The sequence below is a fragment of the Streptomyces sp. NPDC090741 genome (genome assembly GCF_044769045.1).
Taxonomy (GTDB): Bacteria; Actinomycetota; Actinomycetes; order Streptomycetales; family Streptomycetaceae; genus Streptomyces.
Map to the genome: position 1 here is coordinate 209,069 of NZ_JBIVXF010000010.1, position 21,370 is coordinate 230,438.

Consider the following 21,370-nt stretch of genomic DNA (forward strand, 5'->3'; position numbering starts at 1 on the left):
GAGTGCGCCGACTAGGGCTTGTAGTCCTCATAAGGGACGGCGCGCTCCCACACCACCGTGAACGCCGAGGCGCACAGCGCGGCCGCGGCCGGGTCGTCGGACATCTCTCCGCCGGCCGTGGCGCCGTTGCCGGTGAAGTGGTTCCAGCGGATGAGGCGGCCGTCGATCAGCCAGAAGTCGTTCCCGGGCAGCGCGATGTCGGAGGCGTGGCGGCGGGGCAGGTAGCGAATCTCCTCGCCGGCCGAGATGTTCACCACCGCGCCGGCGTGGCTGTAGCGGGAGTAGTCCGACAGCGGCGCCGAGACGATGCGGGCCCGCCGCACGCTCACCCCGCGCGCCACGGTGCGGCGCACCAGACCGGTCCAGAACGCCCAGTACTCCGAGTCGGGGTCGGTATTCCGCTCGCCGGTCTCCAGCCAGTGGGCAAAGCCGGCGGACTCCGCCGCGACCCCGTAGCCGTCGCGCATCTCCAGGTGGAGGGCGGAGTGGCGGGCACCGTCCAGCAGGACGTCAAAGCCCGGCACGTCGCTCTGCGGCATCACAGGCCTCCCTCAGCATCGCCGCCATCCGCACGGGGATCCGCACGACGCCCTCGGTCTCAGGGACAGCCCCCGTCTCCAGGCACTCCGCGAGCAGGGCCTCGTCGGCTTTCCACCCCTGAATGACCACCTCAGCCGTGGCTTCGTCGACCCACACCGTCGGGCACTGCCCGGTGTCGGAGTCCGGGTCGATACCGATGAACCGTAATGCCATGTCTGCCCCCTGCATCGCTGTGCTTGCGGGAAATTGCGCTCGTCCCAGTGGAGCAGGAAAGAGGGGACGGCGGCCAGAGAACGGGGGATCGCCCGTCGATAATCGCCGGTGAGAGGTTCCGCCTGCGAACCGTGCAGGCGGAACCAGGCCGACGTCACACGGCGGGCTCGTAGACGACCGTGGTTGTGGGGCCCTCCTCGGCGAGGCCGAGAAGGGCCTGGCGCTCGTTCTCGTCGGCGGCCAGGTCCCAGCGCAGCTTCGTACCGACCCAGGTCGCGGCGTAGGCGCAGTGGTAGGAGCCGTCCGAGGGAGGCCACTCGGCCGGGTCCTTGTCGGCCTTGCTCCTGTTGGACGCGGCGGACACCGCGATCAGCGTGTCCGGCGACGCCTGGTCGTTCGCGTACGCCTCCCGCCGCGCCGCCGACCACGGCATCTGCGTCGGCGTGTCGAAGCGTCGGAGAGCGTCTTGGCGGCCGTAGGTTGCCGTGGGCTGAGGGAGCCCTCGTCGTGCGTCGTTCCGGATCAATGGCGCAGCGTGTCGAAAGCCTAGCTATAGCCTCCCACGACTTGGTCCATGGCGTACCTGAGTTGATTTCGCAGGCAGCTACTTCTCGCTGAGATCCGGCAGCATCCACGAGGAGTTGTTGCGCAATGCGCGCGAACGATCACGTCAATCTCTGCCGCCGCTACACCGGTGAGACCTGGGCCGGCGCGAAGGCCCGGATGGAGCTGCTTCCCGTCGGCAGCCCGCCGATCCAGCGCCCCACAGGCCAGCAGGAACTGCTGGAGCATTCGTACTCCGTGCCCTGCTGGAGTCCCCGACCACGTACACCACCAGGCCGCTGTGGATCACCCGCGTCATTCCCGGCATCGGATCAGAGGGTGGCAGCGCGCAGCGCGATCAGGGCGACGGAGGCCATGGTGAGGACCAGCGCCGGAGGCGCGCCCTTGCGGTCACCGACACGCAGGTGGAAGGCGACCGCCCCAGCGAAATAGAGCGTCAAGCCGATCGCGGCGGCGATTCCGAGGGGTCCCCACCAGAGTCCGGCGATCGCACCGGCCGCGCCCGCGATCTGAGCGCCGATCAGGAAAGGCATCATGCTCTGCGGCACTCCGAGGGCGGACATCTGCTCGGTGATGTGCCGCGTCCGCACAGACTTGGCCCCGGCCGATACCAGGAGAACCGCCGACAAGAACACGGTGACGACGGCAAGGGAGACGAACATGGCTGAAACCTCAATCATGCGAGATGCGAGTACGGGGCGTGCGCACCTCGACGACGATAGGCGGCCGCCAGGTACCTCCAGGTAACCTTCGGGGCATGAGCCTGCGACCCGGAATTGGCTTCCTCTCGGACTGTCCTGCTCTCCTGGCCATGGAGATCATCGCCAGCAAGTGGTCCATGGTCACGCTCTTCGCGCTGACCGATGGCCCGTTGCGCCACGGCGAGCTGGTCGAGCTGAGCGGTGGCATCTCGCGCAAGGTACTGACCCAGACGCTGCGCCGGCTCCAAGCCAACGGGCTCGTCGAGCGGCACGCGTACGCCGAGGCACCGCCGCGCGTGGAGTACACCCTGACCGATCTCGGGCGAACCCTGGAGGAGCCCATCAGGATGCTCACCGCATGGGCGCGGGAGAACGGCGAGGCGGTCGTCACCTTCCGGGAAGCAGCCGACGGGGCCAGGACCATCGGGGCGGACCAGGCGACCCTGGTGAAGTCTCCTCCTGTTGATGCGAATCCGAACCGTTTCTGATCAATAGGGTCCCAGGTCAAGAAGCCTGCTCTCCGCCCTCGCGGGGATGCCCCGCCGTTTTCGGCAGCCGCTTCGGGCGCGCCCCGTCAGTGCGGCGAGGCAAGCCGCAGTCGGTGGTGGGACCGTTGCGCCGCGGGCCCCGCGGCGGAATCCGCGTGGTTGTGCCCCCCCATCGGCATGGGCCGCGAGCCACCGTCCTCCCCGCGCGGAGGGCCTGCCCGATCACCGTGCGTGGCCACGGGTTTTTGGCTGCATCCTGGTCTCGTCAAAGAGATCCATCAGGGGGCGCTGACTGTGGTCGGTCGTGTCAACGGGCGGGATACCGGCAGGAGATCGGTTCGACTGGTACTCCGAGATCGTGTCGAGCGAGGTGATGCCCGCCAGCTGTGAGCGCCCCGCCGCGTTCCGGGGTGAGGCCGCGGTGCTCGACCTGGGGGAGATCCGCGCGTCGAGGTTCTCCCTGTCGACCCTGCGTTCGCGGTCCGCTGAAGCCCCAGTGGGCGGCGATGGCGCCCACCGGGCGGCTGGTTCGAGCTGGACATGAATGCCCACCTCGACCTCGCTGTTGTGGCGTGAGCCTAGGTGGCCTGATCTGAATCGTCGGTCAGAGCAGCCGCGGTCAAGGTGAGGTGCCGGACCAGGAGCGCGGCTGCGGTGTCGGCGTCGCGGGCCAGCGCGGCCTCCTCCAGCCCGCGGTGTTCCTTGGCGCCGTCCCGGTCGGGGTTGCGGTGCGCCGACCAACGGCGGGCCAGCTCACTCGCGGTCCACAACCGGTCGAAGGTCTCCAGCAGCGCGCTGTTGCCACACCCCTCCAGCAAGGTGCGGTGGAAGGCCCTGTGTGCCTCGGCCCAAGCGCTTGTGTAGTACTCGCTCTCCTGCGGCACGTACGCCGGAGTGCGCACCAGACGGTGGTGGGCGGCCCGCACGCGTGCCTCCCAGTCGACGTCGCCGCGCTCGATGGACATGCGCAGTACGACCGGTTCGACGGTCCGGCGGGCTTCCGCGATCTCCTGCCAGCGGCGGTCGGAGAAGGACGGGACCGCGAAACCGCGGTTGGGCAGCCGGTCGGCGAGCCCTTCGCCGACCACCCGCACGAGCGCCTCGCGCACCACGGCCAAGCTCACGCCCTGCTCCTTGGCAAGGTCCTGCGGCTTGAGGGGGGCGCCGGGGGAGTGGTCCCCGCGCATGATCGCGTCTCGCAGGTGGGCGTAGACCTGCTCGGAAAGCATCTGCTTCCCCGGCGGGGTGGAGGCGTGCGCCGTCTGAGTCATGAGCTCATCCTAGACGATCCACTAGATAATCGATTATCCGTGTTACTGTCGATTCAGTAGCTGATGAGAACTCCCTCGTCCGGAAAGGAGCGACCGCCGTGCCTGCCTGGCGGGAAGGACATATCCCCGCAGCTGTCTTGGAGCGGGGCCCTGGACGGCACCAAGAGCTATTCCGTCACCGTCTACGACCCCGACACCCCCACCGGGTCCGGGTTCTGGCACTGGGCGGTCGCCGATATCCCCGCCACCATCACCAGGCTCTCCGAGAGCGCCGGCGACGAGCACCGGCTCACAACTGCCCGAGGGTGCCTACCAGTTATCCAACGACGCCCGCGTGGCCACTACGTCGGTGCCGCCCCGCCGACCGGGCACGGCCCGCACCGCTACTTCCGCGTGGTGCACGCCCTCGACATCCCGCCACATGCGCCCCGGCCGACGCCATACCGGCCGTCCTCGGCTTCACCATGCCGGTCACACCCTCGGACACGCCGTGTTGATCGCCACTGCCGAAACACCCGCCTGACAGCGCCGCCCGACTCCCCGGAGACACCACCGCCATGCACCTCGACGACCTTCCCGACTCCGCCCACCTCGACGACGGCCCGATGGACCTGAACGCCGTCCGTGACGTCAGCCGCGCCGTCAGCGCCGCCCACCTGTTCATCTACCTTGCCCCCGAGAGCGCCGAGGAGGCCGCCGGGCTCGGCGTGACCGACCGCGGGCCGGCGTATCTGGCCTTCCGGTCGGCCGCGATGGGCGCGGTTCCGTGGCAAGTCACGCTCGCGGCCTTCTACAACTTCAGCCCGCGGGCGGTGCGGGCCATGGCGGGCGTGTGGGACGCCGCGCCGCCTGAGCGGTGGCAGGCCGCCCGTTTCCTGGCCGCCGGTCGGGCGATGCGGCGCGTCAACGTACATCTCACGCATGACCACCTTGCCGAGGCGCGCTTGCTGATCGACCCGGTCGTCGCCGGTGCCGACTACGCCGGCAAGGTACTGGCCGCCGCGAACGCCTCGGTCGCGCTTCCATCCGATCCTCTTTCCGCACTGTGGCAGCAGATCACGGTGGCGCGCGAGTGGCGCGGCGACGCCCATCTCGTCGTACTCGCCGACAACGGCCTCGGGCCGTGCGACTGCCTCGTTCTGCACACCGCAACCGGCCGCCTCCCGGCAGCTCTTGCGCGAGCGACCCGTCAATGGGACGACGAGGAGTGGAGCGCAGCGACGGCACGCCTCGTCGCGCGCGGCTGGCTCGACTCCCACGGCGTGGTGACCGACGCCGGCAGCGCGGCACGCGAGCGCATCGAAGTGGAAACGGACGAGCACTGCGCCGCGCTATGGGCGCCGATCGGCACCGCGGGTGCCCGCCGCTTTGCCTCGCTCATCGCGCCGATCACCAACGCGTTCACCGCGGCGGGAACGTTCCAGGCCGTTCATGGACGGTCTGATCTCGCATAAACGGTCCTTCGCGCGAGCAAGATCAATCACGCGCCGCCGGACCCCGACCATGATCCCTGCACGGTCAGGCGGACCGGCCGTGCCCTGCCGTCGTTGGCGTGATCCGAACAGGGAGCGCGGGGCGGCGGAACTCGAAGGTGGGCGTGCGGAAATGGCGTCCGGGCGGTCGGCGCGCGGACGAACGGGGCCGTGGAGTGGCGCCGCTGACTCATGCGTGCTGTTTCGGGCCGTCGGCCGGACGGACCACCCGCGCCTCGCCGTCGGGCCCTGGAGCTGTCTGGCCCCGGGACCGGCCTGGCTCCGGGCGGGTCGAGGGTGTTCGATCAGGCCGTGCCGGACACCAGTCCGGCGCGGTGGGCGAGGACGACTACTTGGACCCGGTCACGCAGGCCGAGTTTGACCAGGATGCGCGAGACGTAGGTTTTGATTGTTTCCGGGGCGATGAAGAGGGCTTCGGCGATCTCCGCGTTCGAAAGGCCCTCGGCCACCTGTTGGAACACTTCCAGCTCGCGCGGGGTCAGTGCCTTGACGACCGTTTCGCGTTCGGGGCGGGTGGGGCGGATGTGCTCGGCGAAGTGGCCGATGAGGTGGCGGGTGACGGCGGGAGCGAGCAGGGCCTCGCCCTGGGCCACCGTCCGGATCCCGTTGACCAGCTGGGCCGGTGGTGCGTCCTTGAGGAGGAAGCCGCTGGCTCCGGCCTTCAGGGCGTCGTACACGTACGCGTCGACGTTGAAGGTGGTGACGACCAGCACCTTCGGCGGATTTTCGGCATCGGGGCCAGCCAGTTGCCGGGTGGCCTGGATGCCGTCGAGCAGGGGCATGCGGATGTCCATCACGACCACGTCGGGGCACAGTCGGCGTGCGGCCTGGACCGCCTCGTGCCCGTTCTCGGCCTCGCCGACGACCTCCATTTCGGGCTGCGCCGAGAAGATGGTGACGTAGCCGGTGCGCACCAGTGGCTGGTCGTCACAGACGAGTACACGGATCGGCGGCTGCGCGTCGCTCTCGCTCACGGGGCTACTCCTGGACGGGCTTGGTGGGAATCGTGGCGCGGACCTCGAAACCGCCCTCGGGCCGGGGACCGGCCTCAAGTTCACCATCGAGCAGCCGCACCCGTGCACGCAGCCCGGCAAGACCCCGCCCGCCCCGCGAACCCGGCACCTGCATGACCCGTGCGTCGGCCGGGGGGCTGTCGGATCCGCCGGTGACCACCGTGATCTCGAGGTGCTCCCCGCCATGGCGGGCCGAGACCCGGGTCGGCCGCCCGGCCGCGTACTTCATGGCGTTGGTGAGTGCCTCCTGCACCACCCGGTAGGCGGCCAGCTCCACGTCCACCGGCTGCGGCTGCCGCTCGCCCTGCTCGCTGAACTCGACCGGCTGGCCCGACCTGCGGGCCTGCTCGATGAGGTCCGCCACCCGTCCCAGGGCCGGGGCCCGGTCCGCACGCGCCGGATCGGCGCTTTCGCCGGTCGCCTCCAGCACGCCGAGGAGGTAGCGCAGCTCCGTCAGCGCCCGCCGTCCGGTGTCGCTGACGGCCACAAGTCCCTCACCGGCCTGCTCCGGCGCGGAGGTGATCAGGAACTGTGCCGCATCGGCCTGGACCACCATGGCCGTCACGTGGTGGGTGACCACGTCGTGCAGCTCGCGGGCGATCCGCGCCCGCTCGGTCGCCGTGGCCACCTCAGCGGCCAGCCGCCGCTGCTCCGTCTCTTGTGCCCTGCGCATCCGCACGCTGCTCCCTACCAGCCAGATCGCGGCCAGAGTCAGATAGAAGGCGGCATAGTCCGCGATGCCCTGCGGTGAGCCCAGACGGTGCAGCACCAGGGCCAGGGCGACGTAGCCCGCACTCGCCACGGCCGCCAGGCGCCGGCGGAGGCGGACCTGGTGGGCCCCGGCCGAGTACAGCGCGCCGTACAGTCCCAGGCTGCCGAACGTCGTCGCGAAACCCAGCGCCTGATGCGCGGCGAACGCGCCCGCGACCACGGCCAGAGTGGCGGCGGGCCACCGACGGCGGGCCGCCAGCGGCAGCGTCTGGGCCAGGGTCAGCCCGATACCCAGCGCGTCCACCGGCCGCTGGGGCAGGTCACCGATCTGCGCGCCGATGTTCGACAGGGTCGGCGCGAAGGCGAGCAGCGCGAGCACCACGGCCACAAGGCCGTCTTGAAAGGAGGCGCCCCGCTCCCTCCACCGGTCGAGCGGCGCCTGGAGCCGCGGGGAGCTCCAGGGCGCCTGACGGGACATCACTTCCGTATCCTCCGGTCGGCCGGTCTCAATTCCGGGTCCGCCGCCGGGGCAGCAGGCCGCCGTCTCGACGGGCCAGGACAAGCATCGGAACGGTGATCAGCACACTGAGGAGCACGGGCACGACCGACGCCTCCAGACCGAAGATACCCCCGGTCAGCGCCGCCGAGCCATGGGCATCGACGGTGAACAGCCCCTCCGGGTCATGTCCGGACACCGGAACACCGGCCAGCTGTTGAACGGTGTTCCATGTGAAGTGCAGACCCGTGACGAACCAGATGCTGCGCCTCCAGATGTACGCGGCACCCAGCATCGCACCCGCCTGCAAAGCGATCGCCAGCGCACTCCACAGGTTCGCCCCCGCCCCGCCCAGGTGGGCGGCTCCGAAGAACACCGAGGTGACCGCGATCGCGATTCCGCGCCCCCACCGCTGCTCCAGGGCCTGCAAGAACAGACCCCGGAACATCAGCTCCTCAGTGACCGCGGTACCGATCTGCACCATCACCGCGGACCACACCACCGACATGAAGCCGCTGCCAGCCCAGGAGAACGAATACCCCCCGAAAAACGTGATCAGCAAAAGCGCCGCCAGGATGAACCCCAGACCGATCCCCCCGCCGAGCAGCGCCTCACGCGCCGCCCCGGACCGGGCTATCTCCGGCGTGGCACGTCCCGCGATCCGGCGCATCACCAGTGCGTACACGGCCACCGCGGCGGCCGCGCCCAGCACCGGCACCGGACCCGGCCCCGTGGCCGTCAGACCCGCGACCAGAGCGACTCCGACCAGCCCGGTCACCGACCAGCCGAGCGGCGAGCGCAGGATCCGGCCGAAACGGCCGCCCCAGCCGACCGGCCCCGTGTCCGGACCGGCGTCCGCTTCGTGCCCGTACTTGGCAGTCGATGTCGTGCTCATGATGACCTCCCCTGTGGCGGTGGTCGCACCAGCGGCGACCTGGCAACCACGCTAGAAACCAACCGGCATGCGCGAATCACCCCCGGAGGGACAGCCCGCGTAGCTCTCACGGGGGATGGGCCACTCCCGCCCGACCACTCCCAGCCCCCACCGCCACGCAACGCAGCCGCGACACGAACAGCAGCGGGCACCATACGAGGGCCAGGCACCACGGCCGCTGCGGCGGCGAGGCCGAGGCGGGGGTTCATGCCCAGCGTCCTCGGCGGTGCCAAGGCGCAGGGCCGATGGGGCGGAGGCCGGCAGGGCGCAGGGGAACTGGGCAGTGGGTGGAAGCCCTTCACACGCGGACGCTGTACTGCCTGAACGTCGATTCCAAGGCCGGCGCCGTGCTGGTTCACGCGGGTCTGGTAGCCGCCGTCGGCCCATACCTTGGTCACGTTCGGATGGGCTGCAGCCGGCTCGGTAACCTGCCTGCCGCCGACGGAGTCGTGGACCGAAGCGGCGGTGACGAGGACGGTGAGCACCAGCCCGAGGGTGTAGGTGATCAGGTGGCGTTTGCCTCCTTTGACCCTCTTCCCGGCATCGATTCCCTGACTGGCTTCGGAGACATTGCTCGAGGTCTTCACGCTCCGGGCGTCCACCGCCGCCGCAGCAGGCTCGCCGTTTCGGGCGTTGGCCCGGCGAGTTCTATCCCGCAGCAGAGAGTGGACCTGTTCGGTGGTTCCGTCCGCCTCCCACTTGGCGTAGTGGTCGTAGACGGTCTTGAACGGTGGGAAGTCGTGCGGCAGGTACTCCCAAGGAATTCCTGTGCGGTTGACGGACAGGATCGGGTTCACGATCTCTCAGCTCATGCACCCGCGCTGCGGTACCAGGTCCTGAGCGGGCAGCCCGTCAGGCAGCGAACACCGGCTCGATCAAGGCCCACCGGGCGTCCGAGACATCACTGCGATACGCCCGCGCGTGCTGTCATGCCCTGACGACGACCGCGGACGCAATCAGTCACAAGAACGTCCCAAAACACTAACTACCTGGATCAGATGCTCTCTTACAGCTGGACGGTGGTACCGGGCTTGAGGCGGTCGATCGGGGTGCCGGTCAGGCCCTTCTCACCGAGGAGATTCGCGGTGGAGTGCTGGCCGAGGTCGCTGAGCATGAGTTCGTGGATCTGGATGATGCGCTCGGGCTTGACGGTGCGGACGTAATCGGCGGCTTCGCCGAGCTTCGTCCATGGGCCGCTGGTCGGCAGCAGGAGGGTGTGTATGGGAGCGTCGGGCGCGAAGTAGGCGTCGCCGGGGTGGTAGACGGCTCCGTTGTCGAGGAGGTAGCCGACGTTGTCGGGGCACGGGATGTCGGCGTGGATCAGCGCGTGGCGGTGGCCGTGGACGGTGGCGGTGATGGAACCGACGCTGAAGGTGTCGCCCGCGGTGACGGCGTGGACGCGGCCATCGTGGCTGCCGAGGGTGGCTGCGACCGCGGCCGTGCCGTAGACCTGCAGTCCGGGCTGGGCTTCGAGAGCGGCGGCGACGAGCTTTTCGTCGAAGTGGTCGAAGTGTTCGTGGGTGATCAGGACGGCGTGAGCCTGGGTGACGGCCTCTGCCGCGTCCGGGGTGAGGGTGCCGGGGTCGATGACCAGGCGGGTGCCGTCCTTCTCCAGCGTGACGCAGGCGTGGGCGTGCTTGGTGAGCTTCACAGCGGGGCCTTTCCGAGCCGACCGAATATCTACAATCAAACTGTACAACATGGTTGTAGATATCGTGCCGTGAGCGTCGACTGCGACTTGATTTCGGCGCCCCCGACCTCGCTACGGCGAGGGCTGGTGGACGCTCCTGTGGCACCAAGGCAAACAATGGAGCCAAGGTGTACAGTTTGGTTGATGGGCATGGGTAGGCTGGCACCATGGACGAGAATCAGCTGGCTGAAGAACTTCGCCTGACCGTCGGACGGCTCGTACGCACGGTGCGCACTGCCGACAAGATGCCGCCCGGCGAGGCCGCCGTCCTGGGCTACCTGGACCGCAGCGGGCCGCTGACCACCGCCGATATCGCACAACAGCGGGGAGTCAGTCACCAGTCGGCTGCCAAGGCGGTCAAAGAACTCCTGGCCCAGGGCCTTGTTCATGCCGAGGCGCACCCCAGCGACGGGCGCAAACTGTTGCTCCACCTCACGCCGACGGGAAGCAGCCGTCTGGCCGAGGAGCGCCGAAGGCGTGCGGACTGGCTCGGTGCCGCGATCAACGATGTCCTCAGTTCCGATGAACGAAAGACGCTTGAGGCGGCGCTGCCTCTGCTCTCACGCCTGACCACACACTTGAATGGCAAGTAGCCCAGGGACTGTCGTTTGGGTCATCGAGCGCTGTGCATTGTGAAGTTGCAGGTCACGAGTCTGGTGTGCGCGATGTCCGGGATGCCCATGCTGGTCGCGCACGGATGAGTTCGGCGAAGATCGTCGGTCACCGCGAGATTTCGCGCCTGCCGCGCACCGCCACCTGAAGCCAGGGCTTCGGCATTGTCGGACGGTGTCCGCTTCATGAGGGGCAGTCGGGTGGGAAGCCCTGGGAGCAAGGCAGTGCCGAACAGCCCCGGATCCCAACTGGCGAAGAGGTACCACCCGTCGCTAACGGGGACGTGCATCTGCTGGATCCGCTGGGCCCGACCTTACGTCGTGATCGAAGACGCCCGGTACGAGGTCGAACCGGCTGCATCCGACAGTCCGGTCAGCGCGCTGTCCCGCGCGTGGTGCGCTACTCGATCAACAGGGTGTCGTAGATGTAGACCCCGGCGGTGTGGGCTGCCGCGAGGGAACGGCTGTGCACCCTCGGCCTGTACGCCGATGCGCTTACGGGCGATGCCCTCGTCGGCCACCTGACGGAGGCCCGTACGACCGGCTGCTGTGCATCTTCAGCGTGCGCTCCATCCCACGGGCCTGGGTCGAACAAGCACGGCCCGGCAGGGTGATCGTTGGTGCTGCCGGCCCGAGGCTCTCTACGGCGGTGGCCGGCCGCGCCGACGGCTGGCTCCCCATCGGAGGCGTCTTGGACGACTACGCCCGGTACCTGTGACGAACCGGTGACGCCGACGCCGCCGTCCGTGTCTCCCGGCCTGGTAATTTGGCACACTCTTTCGATCAATTCGTGCTCCACTGGGGGACTTCTCTTGCACAAGAACCTGCGCCACAGCCTCATCGCCACCGCCGGCGTCGCGGCCGCCCTGGCCCTCACGGCCTGCGGCAGCGACTCCGGCAGCGACAAGGCCGCCACCTCGAAGGACCCGAAGCCGGCCGCGACGCCGAGCAGTCCCTCGGCCGCGTCCAGCTCCGGTGTCGGTGCCGACGCCAAGGGCGGCAGTGTGGAGGGCGGCTGGATCTCGATGGCGAACCCGTCGAAGCCCGTTGTCCTGACCGTCAAGGGCAAGACCGCCGTGGTCGTCGAGGGCGCCTCCGGCCTGACCTGCCAGGGCACCACCGACGGCAAGTCCTTCGACCTCAAGTGCCCGGCGGGCGCACTGCACGCGAAGGGCCAGGTCGCCTCCGTGGGCGCGGCCGAACTGAAGGTCACCTGGCAGGAAGTCGGCACCGAGACCTACCAGAAGAGCGAGCCGGGCAAGCTCCCCACAGGCCTCCCCACCGCGATCCCGAAGCCCTGACTCATCCCGTACGGTCCCGCGCCTCGGGCGGTCGGGACCGTACGGTGGCGGTGTGCAGCCCACCGGGGGACGACGGGGTATACCGATGCCGGAGCGGCACGCGACCTACGCGGTCAGAGTCTTTGCCGCGGACCCCGCCTCGTGACCCGCTGGTGGCACGCCCTCCCGGCCGAGACCCGCGCCGAGGCCGACGGGTACGTCCTCAGGGGCTGCCGCCAGGCCGCGGTGTTCGCCTCCAGCTCGGCGACCACGTGCCCGACCTCCCTCGGCGGCGTCCGCAGCCAGTGACCTGGGGCGTTGATCCGTCGTTTGATATGCATCTGCCAGACCTGCCAGACCTGCCGGTGGTCGGCGCGGCGACGGCCCGAGCACGGGCGCGGCCGGGTCCACACCCACGGCACCGCCACCGCATCCTGGGCGCCGGATCGACCCGGTTCGTCCCCCAGACGTTCCCCTCCTCGGCGTCCATCGGCGGGTGGTGGAATGGACGATCGCCTGGCTCCACGGCTTCCGCCGGCTCCGCATCCGATGGGAACGACGAGACGACATGCGCGAAGCCTTCCGCGGCCTCGCCACCAGCCTCATTACCCACAGACACGTCCAACGCCATTGTCAGGTCCTCTTAGAAGTCATCTCATTTGGTGTTGGCGGGTAGGCTGTCGGTCATGGTGGGGATTGTTGAGCGGCTGGTTCCGGATGAGTTGTGGGTGCTGTTCCAGCGGGTGGTTCCGGAGGCGCCGTCGAGGCCTCAGGGTGGTGGGCGGCGCCGGCACGGTGACCGGGAGGTCCTCGCCGCGATCGTGTTCGTGGCCACGTCGGGTTGTACCTGGCAGCAGCTGCCCACGGCCTCGTTCGGCCCGTCCGGGGCGACAGCCCACCGGCGCTTCTCGGAGTGGAGCAAGGCTCGGGTGTGGGCCAAACTCCATCACCTGGTCCTCGATGAGCTCGGCGCCCGCGGTGAGCTGGACTGGTCCCGCTGCGCAATCGACTCGGTGAACATGCGGGCCCTGAAAAAGGGGACCTGACAGGTCCGAATCCTGTCGACCGGGGCAAGTTCGGGTCGAAGATCCACTTGATCACGGAGCGGACCGGTCTGCCCCTGTCCGTCGGAATCTCGGGTGCGAACCTTCACGACAGCCAGGCTCTCGAGCCCCTCGTTCGCGGGATACCGCCCGTCCGCTCCCGCCGCGGACGCCGACGGCGCAAGCCCGGCAAGCTCCACGCGGACAAGGGCTACGACTATGCCCACCTGCGGAAATGGTTACGCGGACGCGGCATCAAACACCGCATCGCCCGCAGGTGCATCGAGTCCTCACAACGGCTCGGCCGCCACAGATGGGTCGTCGAAAGGACCATGTCCTGGCTCGCCGGCTGCCGCCGACTGCACCGCCGCTACGAACGCAAGGCCGAGCACTTCCTTGCCTTCACCAGTATCGCCTGCACCCTCATCTGCTACCGCAGACTGGCCAAATGAGATGACTTCTAAGTCGCCGGATATCAGAGCCGCGGCCCCGAGTACAGAGGTCGCGGCGCGTCAGTCTTCCGACGCGGCTGGTGGCTTTCGATTGCAATGAACTGCCCTCCATGGGGGGCGGATCCCCGCGGCGTGGGATTGGCCCGCACAGGCGATGAGAGGGCATGGCAGGGCCATGGCATGTCTTCGCAGGTGCGGGAACGCCGCGGATTACGAGTGGCACTGGTTCATTGATCTGACTGTCACCACGTTCAGTGGTGGCCACCGCAGAACGTAGTGAGAAGCAGACCCAAGGGGATACCCGCTAAAAGCAAAGGATTGCCTTCGGTCAGTGATCTACGGGTATACCGTGTGCTGCCATGGAGTTGGACGACGGTGCGGTCAACGACTTTGTAGCGCTGGGTCTTTCCCGCTACGAGGCGCGGGTCTACCTCACGTTGGTCACGAGGGAGTCGTACACCGCGGCGGAGGTGGCGCGCGCCGCACAAGTCCCCCGCCAGCGGGTCTACGACGTACTCGACGCGCTGGTGCGAAGGCGCCTCGCCATCCCGCGTCCCGGACGGGTGGCGGGGTTCTCCGCCGTGTCACCCGAGCTGGCCATCACCCGGCTGATGGCCCTTCAGAGAGAATCGCTGGAGCGGCTGGACCAGGCCTCGTCCGCACTCGCCGCAGCGCTGACCCCGCTCTGGACCGCCGGGCAGACCCACACCGACCCGCTCGACTACATCGAGGTGCTGCGCGATCCCAAGGCGATCGCCGAACTGTTCGCGAGCATCCAGGAACAGGCCGCACACGAGCTGCTCAGCTTTTGCAAACCCCCCTTCGTCGCTCCCGCGGCCAATACGGAAGGCATCAGGACCGTCCGCAGACTGCGCCGCGCCGGGGGGAACGGCCCGCGCGGTGTACACGCATGACGCACTGGGCGACGCGGAGGTGCTGGAGAACGTACGGCGGTTCGGCGAAGCGGGCGAGGAGTCCCGCTTCGCCCCGCAGCTCCCGTTGAAGCTGATCACCACCGATGCCTCGCTGGTCCTGTGCGACATGCCCGACCCGATGGCCGGCGCCGGCGCCACCACTGCGCTGTTCATCGAACACCCGGCGCTCGCAGGCTGCTTGAGACTGTCGTTCCTCACGGTCTGGGACCAGGCCGTGACGGTGGCCGAGCTGAGCCACTCGGGACACCTCTGAGGGCAGTCCCGAAGTCCTACCGGCTGGTGCCGTAGGGGAGCAGGGCCATCTCCCGGGCGTTCTTGATCGCCGCAGCGAGCCGGCGCTGCTGCTGCGCCGTGACGCGGGTGACCCGGCGGCTGCGGATCTTCCCGCGATCGGAGATGAACTTCCGCAGCAGATCGGTGTGTTTGTAATCGATGTAGGTGATCTTTGCGACGTCCAGAGGGTTGGGGCGGGATTTCACCGGCTTGTGAGGGGCTTGGCGGCGGGCCATGAGGATTCCTTGTGGTTGTCGATGCGGGGCTCTCGGTCCCCGACGGTCAGGAGACGGGGTCGAGGAGGGAGTCGAACGCGGCGGGCAGTGCCTTCCAGGCCTCGCGTCCCGCCGCGTACTCGGCGTCGGTCAACAGGCAGGACTCGAGGAGTCGTTCGAGGCCGTGCCGGTCCAGGCCGGGTGAGGTGAAGACGAGGTGCTGGCAGCAGTCGCCGTGTTCGGGGTGCCAGTCGAGCGAGGCCGCCGCCCTACGCATCGGCGGAACCAGCTCCCAGGCGGCGTCCGGGAGGGAGGCCAGCCAGGGCCCGGCGTTCTCCACGCACAGGGCGCCGCCCGCTGCGTCCCAGGCCAGCAGGGTGTCGGGGCGGTCGGCGAGCCAGAAGCGGCCCCGGCTGCGAGCGGCCGCGCAGCAGAGGTCTTCCAGCGCTTCGTAGAGCCGCTCGGGATGGAAGGGGCGGCTGCGGTGCCAGACGAGGGTGGTCACTCCCGCCTCGTCCGCCTCCTGGGGGAGCAGCGCGCACGCCGGGTGCTGGGCGGCGGCCGCCGTTTCCACGTCGAAGCCGGCGAAGGCCAGTTGGGCGAGCTCTCCTGATCCGGCGGGCACTTGGCGGGCGGTCGGATGGAGCTGGGCGAGGAGGGCCCGGTCCTCGTCATCGGCTTCTTCGCTGTCGACGAGGGCGAGTACGGGCGCGTACTCCAGCTGCCGCGCCCAGGTGTCTCCGACGGTTCGCTGGTCGGAAGCAGCCGCCGCGAGCCCTACGGCGGCCAGGTCGTCTCCGTTGACGAGGTAGGGCAGGACGAGCGCGGGGTCGACCGCGGTGATCACACCGGTGAGATCGAGTACGTCACCGCCGTGTCCGACCACGACCTCGGCCATCGCCTTGGGTTCGACGGAGTCCCAGAGTTCGACGACGGCCAGCCGGGTCATGCCGCTGTCGGCCAGCCGCTCCAGCTCGGGGACCAGGTCCTCGCGCAGCGCGCAGCAGGCGCAGTCGTTGAAGAGCGGCGCCTCACCGCGGGACAGCTCGCCCGAAGCGTCGCGCACCAGGCGCAGGACTGTGCCCTGCGTTGCGGTGGCCAGGTCGTGGTGCAGGGCGACGCTGCCCGGGACGGCGGCCAGCAGCCGGTCCACGACCTCCTTGCGGGCGTCGGAGTGGAGCCCGCCGACGATGACGACGGGCAGGGTCACGCCTTGCTCCCGTAGCGGCGCTCGAAGCGCTCGACGCGGCCGGCGGTGTCCAGGACGCGGGCGGTGCCGGTGTAGAAGGGGTGGCTCTGCGAGGAGATCTCGACGTCGATGACGGGGTAGGTCTTGCCGTCCTCCCACTCGACCGTCTTGTCGCTCGTGGCGGTCGAGCGGGTGAGGAAGGCGAGGTCGGCGGCCTTGTCGCGGAAGACGACGGGGCCGTAGGCGGGGTGGATTCCAGGCTTCATGGCGAGGTCCTTCAGGCAGGGGGGCGGGGGATCAGCGTTCTTCGCGGAAGTCGACGTGCCGGCGGACCACCGGGTCGAACTTGCGCAGCACCATGCGGTCGGGATCGTTCCGCCGGTTCTTGCGGGTGACGTAGGTGTAGCCGGTGCCCGCGGTGGAGCGGAGCTTGACGATCGGGCGTACTTCGTTGCGTGCCATGCCGCTACTATACGGGAATGGAAATCGTTTCCAATAACGAATCCCGCTCAGAGAGAGGCAGGTAACACCTTGTCCGCCCACTGCCAACTGACCGGCGCCCAGCCGGGCTTCGGCAACGCCATCTCCCACTCGCACCGGCGCACCTCCCGCCGTTTCGACCCCAACATCCAGCGCAAGCGCTACTGGCTGCCCAGCGAGGGCCGGTACGTGCGACTGAGGCTCTCCGCCAAGGCGATCAAGACCGTGGACACCATCGGCGTCGAGGCCGCTGTCGCGCGGATCCGCGCCCGGGGGGTGAAGGTCTGATGGCCAAGCAGAGCAAGATCGCGCAGAACGAGAAGCGCAAGACGGTCGTCGCGCGGTACGCCGCCCGGCGGGCCGAACTGAAGGAGATCCTCCGGCGCCCGTCCTTTTCTGAGACGGAACGCGCGGCCGCGCTCGCGGAGCTGCGCAAGCAGCCCCGCGACGCCAGCGCGACCCGGGTCCGCAACCGCGACAGCGTGGACGGCCGGCCCCGCGGACACGTCCGGAAGTTCGGGCTGTCCCGCGTGCGCATGCGCGAACAGGCGCACGCCGGCTTCCTTCCCGGAATCACCAAGTCGTCCTGGTAGGCCCGTAGGTCCCGCAAGTGCGGCGTGCCCATATCTCCGGCGGGATCTGGGCACGCCGGAAGGCGGCCGCCCGCCGTCCCGCCTGCGGTCGGCACCCGTGCCGCAGCGCGTCGCCCACCTCAACTGATGGGAAACCGATGTCCAAGGGTCTGCTGAGCGTGGTCGCAGGCAACACCCCGGGTGTCCGGGGCCTGGTGGTGGATCACTTGCTACGTACCAGCCCGAGCGCGGTGGTACTGGCCGTATCGATCCATGACCGCGGCAGCGGATATCCGGTGGTGCAGCGGTACACCGCCGGAGCCGGTACGGAGCTGCGAGAAACCCTGACGCGGGGCGCGACCGGCGATCCCGTGGTGATCTTCCGCCAGGACCTGATGGCCATCCGTCGGGCAATGGCGCAGCCCCATGTGGTCCTCGCTCTGCCCCGGGAACTGGACGTCCTGCCGTTCCTGGTGGAGTTGTGGCGGCCGCGGACCGGAGTGAGCGCCCTGGGCGACCACTACGAGCCCGCGCCGGTTCTGGTCGGGGTCGATCCGGCATCCTTCACGGGCGACCTCGGGTGTGTCCACCGTACCGTGCCCCTCTGGGACGGCTCGGGCGGCGCCGCTCCCACGACTCCGGCCGAGGTCGCCGTCCGGCAGGTCGAGGCGGCGGACGCGCTGATCGTTCCCACTCCGGCGGGCGGCGGCCGGCGGATGTCCGGGGCCACGGCGCTGATCGGCCGACTCAACGCGCACGCCGCACTCCTGACGGTCTCCGATTGTGCGGACGTGGCGACCGAGCTACCGCCGTTCCTCACGCGGCCCGCTCCGGCCGGTGCGAGCGAGGGGTGGCGGACGCGGCTCGAACCGGTGATCGTGCCGCACTCACCCCGAGGCAGTGGCCATGGTGTGGATTCGGTGCTGTGGCACGCGCGGCGACCGCTGCACCCCGAACGGCTGGCGGATGCTCTGGGTGCGGTGATGATGGGCGTGGCCCGCAGCCGTGGTCACCTGTGGCTGTCCAGCCGTCCTGATGCCGTCGTCACCTGGCGCTCGGCCGGGGCACACCTGGAACTGCTCGAAGCCGATCGCTGGTTGGAAGCGGGGGACCGCAACACCTGGGAAGCGGCCTCGCCGCAGCGACGGACCTTCGCGTCATGGTTCTGGCACGACTACTACGGCGAGCGACGCAACGAGATCGTCTTCACCGGTATCGACCTGAGCGAACAGCGGATCCGTTTCACTCTGGACGAATGTCTGCTCACGGACGGGGAACTGTCGGGCGGCCGCGACGGCTGGACAGTTGTACCCGATCGGCTCCTCGGAAACCCTTGATCTTCGCTGCCTGCTCAGCGACGCCGGGAGCTGAAGAGGAGCCCGGTCAGGGCGATACCCATCCAGGCGGTGAGGTAGGTGAAGGCCGCGGTCGGGGAGATGGCGGTCCAGAGGATTCCGGCGATGGCGCTGGCGGCCAGGTTCCCGAGGGACTGGACGGTGGCGAGCATCCCGAAGGCGGAGCCGCGCAGGTCTTTGGGAGCGAGGGCGGCGACGGCGGAGTGCTGGGCGGTCTCGACCGCGCCGATGCCGGCCCCGGCCAGCAAGAAGGGGACCGCGAGGAAGGCGACGGTGGTGGCGTCGACGGTGAACAGGCCGTAGGAAAGCCCGAACGCGGCGACTCAGCCGGCCAGGACCAGGACCGGTCCGCCTCGGCCGAGCCGGTCGGAGAGCCGCCCTGCAGGGACCGAGGCGATGGTGGCCGCGACGATGTAGGCGGTGTAGAGACCGAGCGCGATCGTCGTAGCGGTCCTCGTGCCGTGTTCGGGAGTGAGCAGCTCCGAGGCGCGCAGGATCAGCAGAGTTGCGGCGACGTTGCCGACCTCGAATGCGGCGACGGCAGCGATCAGCTTGCCGAGGTCGCCCGTGAGGACGGGCTTGACGCGGATCTTGAGCGGGACCTTGTCCCGGCCGGTGGGATGGGGGGTCTTCCGGATCGCGTAGACGATCGCGGCGGCAGCGAGGAGACCGGGGATGACGGAGAGGCCGATGGCCCACTGGACCCCGAGCCAGGCGACGAGGGCGAGGGCGAGGAGCGGGCCGAAGATCGCACCGAGGTTGTCCATCATCCGCTCGAACCCGTAGGCCCGTCCGTACGCCTTTGCGGGAACGATGTCCGCCAGGAGCGCGTTTCGGGCCGGCACCCGCAGGCCGCGGGCGGTCCACGCGGCAGTGCGAAGCAGGCCGACCTGCCACACGGCCGTGGCCCCGGCGGTCGCCGCGCCCAAGACGGCGGTGGTCGCGTAGCCGCCGACCGCGACCTTGCGCCGCCTCGAAGGGTCGTCGGCCAGAACGCCGCCACCGAACCGGGCCGCTCCCGCGAGGGCATCGGAGATTCCTTCGATTGCGCCGAGGGCGGCGGCAGGGGCTCCCAGGGTGGAGGTCAGCAGCGAGGGCAGCAGGGCGGTGGGGATCTCGTGTCCGACGTCGGCGAGGAAGCTGGCGGAGCCGATGCCCTTCACGCCCGGCGTGAGCCATTTCTCCCGGTCGGGGGTGATGTCGGCGGGCTGTGAGGTGTCGGTCATGGCTGGCAGTCTGCCCAATCGCAGGTGCCGGTGGGGACTGGAGGATCGGTCGAACCTGCCAGGCCTCTCCCGGCTGAGCAACGGGAGCCGTCAGGCGCCTGTCCGAGAGCGGCCTCGGGGAGGAAGGCCTGCTGATTCCGGCGACCGCGGCCGAATCCTCCAGCGAGCACCCACTGGCCCGGGCTGTTGTCGGGCTGCGTGTGAACGGCGCTTGCACCTGCCTGCGGCGCAGGACTTCACTTCGATTCCCGGCGTCGGGGTGACAGTCACCGTGAACGGTCATGCCTGTGCCTGCTGTGCGACGGCGCCTGGAAGCCCGCCGCCGCACAGCAGTGGAATCACGTATGAGCCGCCCCGCCAAGAAGGCCGCCCCTGCACCGTTGGGTGGCAGGGGCGGTGATGCCGGGCTGGGCGGTGCCGTGGCTGCGACCACCGCCCAGCCCGGAGTTTTCAGGCCTGCAGTACCGGCTCAGGGTGCTCGTGTTCGCAGGCGTCGTCGATGCCGTAGGTGTCCCATGCCGGGAACGGGTCGCCCGGCGGCAGGGTCTCTCCGTTGGCCATTAGGCAGCCGGCCAGGGCGGCTTGGAGGGATTCGGTGCGCAGCCCGGTGCCGATGAAGACGAGTTCCTGTCCCTGGGCGATGTCCGCGTCACGCGCTCCGGACGGTTCGAAGCGGGCGACGGCGCCGGCCTGCGACCACACGCCGGTCACGTTCGGGCGGCTGGCGAGCCAGAAGAAGCCCTTGGAGCGCAGGATCTGCCCGAAGGTGCCGCTGTCGAGGCCCTTGGTGACGAAGTTCCACAATCGGCCCGGGTGGAAGGGCAGTTCCGCACGGAAGACGGTGGCCGAGATTCCGTACTCCTCGGTCTCCGGCACGTGGTCGCCGTTGAGCTCCATGACCCAGCCCGGGGCCTCCTGGGCGCGCTCCAGGTCGAAGAGTCCGGTGCCCAGCACCTCGCCAAGCTCCACACGGCCGCGGGTGGCGGGCACGATCTTGGCGACGGGGTTGAGGCGGCTGAGGGCGGCCCGCAGCCGGTCGGCGCTCCTCGTGCCGACGAGGTCGACTTTGTTGAGCACGATGACGTCGGCGAACTCGATCTGGTCCATCAGCAGGTCGCTGACAGTGCGCTCGTCGTCCTCGTACTGGTCGAGGCCGCGCTCGGCGAGGCCGTCCCCGCCGGTGAGTTCCGGCAGGAAGTTCGCGGCGTCGACGACGGTGACCATGGTGTCGAGCCGGGCGAGATCGCCGAGGGTGGCGCCGTCGTCCCGGGGGAAGGCGAAGGTGGCCGCGACCGGCATGGGCTCGGAGATGCCGCTGGACTCGATGAGCAGGTAGTCGAAGCGGCCCTCGCGGGCGAGGCGGTCGACTTCTTCCAGCAGGTCGTCGCGCAGGGTGCAGCAGATGCACCCGTTGGTCATCTCGACCAGCCGCTCCTCGGTGCGCGACAGGGCGGCCTCGCCACCGCGCACCAGGGCGGCGTCGATGTTGATCTCGCTCATGTCGTTGACGATGACCGCGACGCGCAGGCCTTCGCGGTTGCTCAGGATGTGGTTGAGCAGCGTGGTCTTGCCCGCCCCGAGGAAACCGGACAGGACGGTGACGGGCAGACGGTCGTGCGTCATGG

Annotated in this window: 29 protein-coding genes and 1 pseudogene; 13 read left to right on the top strand and 17 right to left on the bottom strand. The window is 69.3% G+C overall.

The genetic code is table 11. The features are described 5' to 3' along the window. Nucleotides 1-11: 11 nt before the first annotated feature. The 4 genes from ACIQU4_RS26635 to ACIQU4_RS26650 form a co-directional block, all read right to left on the bottom strand. Nucleotides 12-539, bottom strand: coding sequence for a DUF6879 family protein (locus ACIQU4_RS26635; protein WP_403735497.1), 528 nt, complete (start codon nt 537-539; stop codon nt 12-14). Then, nucleotides 511-753 (bottom strand): hypothetical protein, encoded by a 243-nt coding sequence (locus ACIQU4_RS26640; protein ID WP_403735500.1) that lies wholly within the window; start codon nt 751-753, stop codon nt 511-513. Before ACIQU4_RS26640 ends, ACIQU4_RS26635 begins: the two co-directional genes overlap by 29 nt. A 154-nt stretch (nt 754-907) precedes the next feature. Then, the gene (locus ACIQU4_RS26645; RefSeq protein ID WP_403735504.1) at nt 908-1,186 is read right to left on the bottom strand and encodes a hypothetical protein; all 279 of its coding nucleotides are present in this window, start codon (nt 1,184-1,186) and stop codon (nt 908-910) included. 442 nt (nt 1,187-1,628) lie between these two features. Next, entirely contained in the window at nt 1,629-1,979 is a 351-nt protein-coding gene (locus ACIQU4_RS26650) for a DoxX family protein (protein WP_403735507.1), read from the bottom strand. A 95-nt stretch (nt 1,980-2,074) separates the two neighbouring features. Here ACIQU4_RS26650 and ACIQU4_RS26655 point away from each other — a divergent pair, with 95 nt between their 5' ends. Continuing rightward, nucleotides 2,075-2,506, top strand: coding sequence for a winged helix-turn-helix transcriptional regulator (locus tag ACIQU4_RS26655; RefSeq protein WP_403735510.1), 432 nt, complete (start codon nt 2,075-2,077; stop codon nt 2,504-2,506). 578 nt (nt 2,507-3,084) lie between these two features. Here the strand turns inward: ACIQU4_RS26655 and ACIQU4_RS26660 are convergent. Further along, complete coding sequence (locus tag ACIQU4_RS26660) at nt 3,085-3,777, bottom strand: GntR family transcriptional regulator (RefSeq protein WP_403735513.1); 693 nt, start codon at nt 3,775-3,777, stop codon at nt 3,085-3,087. A gap of 63 nt (nt 3,778-3,840) precedes the next feature. Between ACIQU4_RS26660 and ACIQU4_RS26665 the strand changes: the two genes are divergently transcribed. Beyond that, nucleotides 3,841-4,392 (top strand): YbhB/YbcL family Raf kinase inhibitor-like protein, encoded by a 552-nt coding sequence (locus ACIQU4_RS26665; RefSeq protein WP_403735515.1) that lies wholly within the window; start codon nt 3,841-3,843, stop codon nt 4,390-4,392. After that, entirely contained in the window at nt 4,335-5,231 is an 897-nt protein-coding gene (locus ACIQU4_RS26670) for a hypothetical protein (protein WP_403735518.1), read from the top strand. The genes ACIQU4_RS26665 and ACIQU4_RS26670 overlap by 58 nt, the downstream gene beginning before the upstream one ends. 323 nt (nt 5,232-5,554) lie before the next feature. Here ACIQU4_RS26670 and ACIQU4_RS26675 read toward each other — a convergent pair whose 3' ends face one another. The 5 genes from ACIQU4_RS26675 to ACIQU4_RS26695 form a co-directional block, all read right to left on the bottom strand. Then, entirely contained in the window at nt 5,555-6,244 is a 690-nt protein-coding gene (locus tag ACIQU4_RS26675) for a response regulator (RefSeq protein ID WP_403735520.1), read from the bottom strand. 4 nt (nt 6,245-6,248) lie between these two features. Next, nucleotides 6,249-7,472, bottom strand: a complete 1,224-nt coding sequence (locus tag ACIQU4_RS26680) for a sensor histidine kinase (protein ID WP_403735522.1) — start codon at nt 7,470-7,472, stop codon at nt 6,249-6,251. A 28-nt stretch (nt 7,473-7,500) separates the two neighbouring features. Further along, a complete protein-coding gene (locus ACIQU4_RS26685; protein ID WP_403735525.1) occupies nt 7,501-8,385 on the bottom strand; it encodes a lysostaphin resistance A-like protein in 885 nt (294 codons plus the stop codon). Next, complete coding sequence (locus ACIQU4_RS26690) at nt 8,382-9,221, bottom strand: transposase (protein WP_403735528.1); 840 nt, start codon at nt 9,219-9,221, stop codon at nt 8,382-8,384. Before ACIQU4_RS26690 ends, ACIQU4_RS26685 begins: the two co-directional genes overlap by 4 nt. Nucleotides 9,222-9,430: 209 nt before the next feature. Continuing rightward, nucleotides 9,431-10,075 (bottom strand): MBL fold metallo-hydrolase, encoded by a 645-nt coding sequence (locus ACIQU4_RS26695; protein ID WP_403735530.1) that lies wholly within the window; start codon nt 10,073-10,075, stop codon nt 9,431-9,433. Nucleotides 10,076-10,281: 206 nt separating this feature from the next. On the opposite strand from ACIQU4_RS26695, the gene ACIQU4_RS26700 reads away from it, so the two are divergent. From ACIQU4_RS26700 to ACIQU4_RS26730, 7 genes and pseudogenes are all read left to right on the top strand, one after another. Further along, nucleotides 10,282-10,707, top strand: a complete 426-nt coding sequence (locus tag ACIQU4_RS26700; RefSeq protein WP_403735532.1) for a MarR family winged helix-turn-helix transcriptional regulator — start codon at nt 10,282-10,284, stop codon at nt 10,705-10,707. Between the two features lie 830 nt (nt 10,708-11,537). Further along, complete coding sequence (locus ACIQU4_RS26705) at nt 11,538-12,026, top strand: hypothetical protein (RefSeq protein ID WP_403735533.1); 489 nt, start codon at nt 11,538-11,540, stop codon at nt 12,024-12,026. A 141-nt stretch (nt 12,027-12,167) separates the two neighbouring features. After that, nucleotides 12,168-12,314: a hypothetical protein gene (locus ACIQU4_RS26710; RefSeq protein ID WP_403735535.1), complete on the top strand. Its 147-nt coding sequence runs from the start codon at nt 12,168-12,170 to the stop codon at nt 12,312-12,314. A 169-nt stretch (nt 12,315-12,483) separates the two neighbouring features. Next, nucleotides 12,484-12,681: pseudogene (locus ACIQU4_RS26715) on the top strand (hypothetical protein); the annotation flags it as partial. A gap of 10 nt (nt 12,682-12,691) precedes the next feature. Continuing rightward, a protein-coding gene (locus ACIQU4_RS26720) for an IS5 family transposase (RefSeq protein WP_403735537.1) occupies nt 12,692-13,500 on the top strand; the annotation gives its coding sequence in 2 pieces (ribosomal slippage) (nt 12,692-13,040 and nt 13,040-13,500; 810 coding nt in all). 359 nt (nt 13,501-13,859) lie between these two features. Beyond that, nucleotides 13,860-14,414 carry a TrmB family transcriptional regulator gene (locus ACIQU4_RS26725; RefSeq protein WP_403735540.1) on the top strand — a complete coding sequence of 185 codons (555 nt, stop codon included), beginning with the start codon at nt 13,860-13,862 and terminating at the stop codon, nt 14,412-14,414. Then, nucleotides 14,401-14,688 carry a hypothetical protein gene (locus tag ACIQU4_RS26730; RefSeq protein ID WP_403735543.1) on the top strand — a complete coding sequence of 96 codons (288 nt, stop codon included), beginning with the start codon at nt 14,401-14,403 and terminating at the stop codon, nt 14,686-14,688. The genes ACIQU4_RS26725 and ACIQU4_RS26730 overlap by 14 nt, the downstream gene beginning before the upstream one ends. A gap of 16 nt (nt 14,689-14,704) precedes the next feature. Here the strand turns inward: ACIQU4_RS26730 and rpsR are convergent, their stop codons facing one another. Genes rpsR through rpmG form a run of 4 tightly spaced genes read right to left on the bottom strand, consistent with a single transcriptional unit; the run spans nt 14,705 to nt 16,574 of the window. Then, a complete protein-coding gene (gene rpsR, locus ACIQU4_RS26735) occupies nt 14,705-14,944 on the bottom strand; it encodes a 30S ribosomal protein S18 (RefSeq protein ID WP_403735545.1) in 240 nt (79 codons plus the stop codon). A gap of 46 nt (nt 14,945-14,990) precedes the next feature. Continuing rightward, complete coding sequence (locus ACIQU4_RS26740; RefSeq protein ID WP_403735548.1) at nt 14,991-16,133, bottom strand: CobW family GTP-binding protein; 1,143 nt, start codon at nt 16,131-16,133, stop codon at nt 14,991-14,993. Further along, a complete protein-coding gene (locus ACIQU4_RS26745) occupies nt 16,130-16,378 on the bottom strand; it encodes a type B 50S ribosomal protein L31 (RefSeq protein ID WP_403735552.1) in 249 nt (82 codons plus the stop codon). Before ACIQU4_RS26745 ends, ACIQU4_RS26740 begins: the two co-directional genes overlap by 4 nt. Before the next feature lie 31 nt (nt 16,379-16,409). After that, a complete protein-coding gene (rpmG, locus tag ACIQU4_RS26750) occupies nt 16,410-16,574 on the bottom strand; it encodes a 50S ribosomal protein L33 (RefSeq protein ID WP_030162346.1) in 165 nt (54 codons plus the stop codon). 69 nt (nt 16,575-16,643) lie between these two features. On the opposite strand from rpmG, the gene rpmB reads away from it, so the two are divergent. From rpmB to ACIQU4_RS26765, 3 genes are all read left to right on the top strand, one after another. Then, nucleotides 16,644-16,880: a 50S ribosomal protein L28 gene (rpmB, locus tag ACIQU4_RS26755; RefSeq protein ID WP_403735556.1), complete on the top strand. Its 237-nt coding sequence runs from the start codon at nt 16,644-16,646 to the stop codon at nt 16,878-16,880. After that, complete coding sequence (gene rpsN, locus ACIQU4_RS26760; RefSeq protein WP_403735559.1) at nt 16,880-17,185, top strand: 30S ribosomal protein S14; 306 nt, start codon at nt 16,880-16,882, stop codon at nt 17,183-17,185. Before rpmB ends, rpsN begins: the two co-directional genes overlap by 1 nt. A 137-nt stretch (nt 17,186-17,322) precedes the next feature. Next, nucleotides 17,323-18,501 (top strand): GTP-binding protein, encoded by a 1,179-nt coding sequence (locus tag ACIQU4_RS26765; protein ID WP_403735562.1) that lies wholly within the window; start codon nt 17,323-17,325, stop codon nt 18,499-18,501. Between the two features lie 14 nt (nt 18,502-18,515). Here the strand turns inward: ACIQU4_RS26765 and ACIQU4_RS26770 are convergent, their stop codons facing one another. From ACIQU4_RS26770 to ACIQU4_RS26780, 3 genes are all read right to left on the bottom strand, one after another. Next, the gene (locus ACIQU4_RS26770) at nt 18,516-18,767 is read right to left on the bottom strand and encodes a hypothetical protein (RefSeq protein ID WP_403735564.1); all 252 of its coding nucleotides are present in this window, start codon (nt 18,765-18,767) and stop codon (nt 18,516-18,518) included. Nucleotides 18,768-18,842: 75 nt separating this feature from the next. After that, nucleotides 18,843-19,745, bottom strand: coding sequence for an MFS transporter (locus tag ACIQU4_RS26775; protein ID WP_403735567.1), 903 nt, complete (start codon nt 19,743-19,745; stop codon nt 18,843-18,845). Between the two features lie 450 nt (nt 19,746-20,195). Beyond that, nucleotides 20,196-21,368 carry a GTP-binding protein gene (locus ACIQU4_RS26780; RefSeq protein ID WP_403735570.1) on the bottom strand — a complete coding sequence of 391 codons (1,173 nt, stop codon included), beginning with the start codon at nt 21,366-21,368 and terminating at the stop codon, nt 20,196-20,198. Nucleotides 21,369-21,370 lie beyond the last annotated feature (2 nt).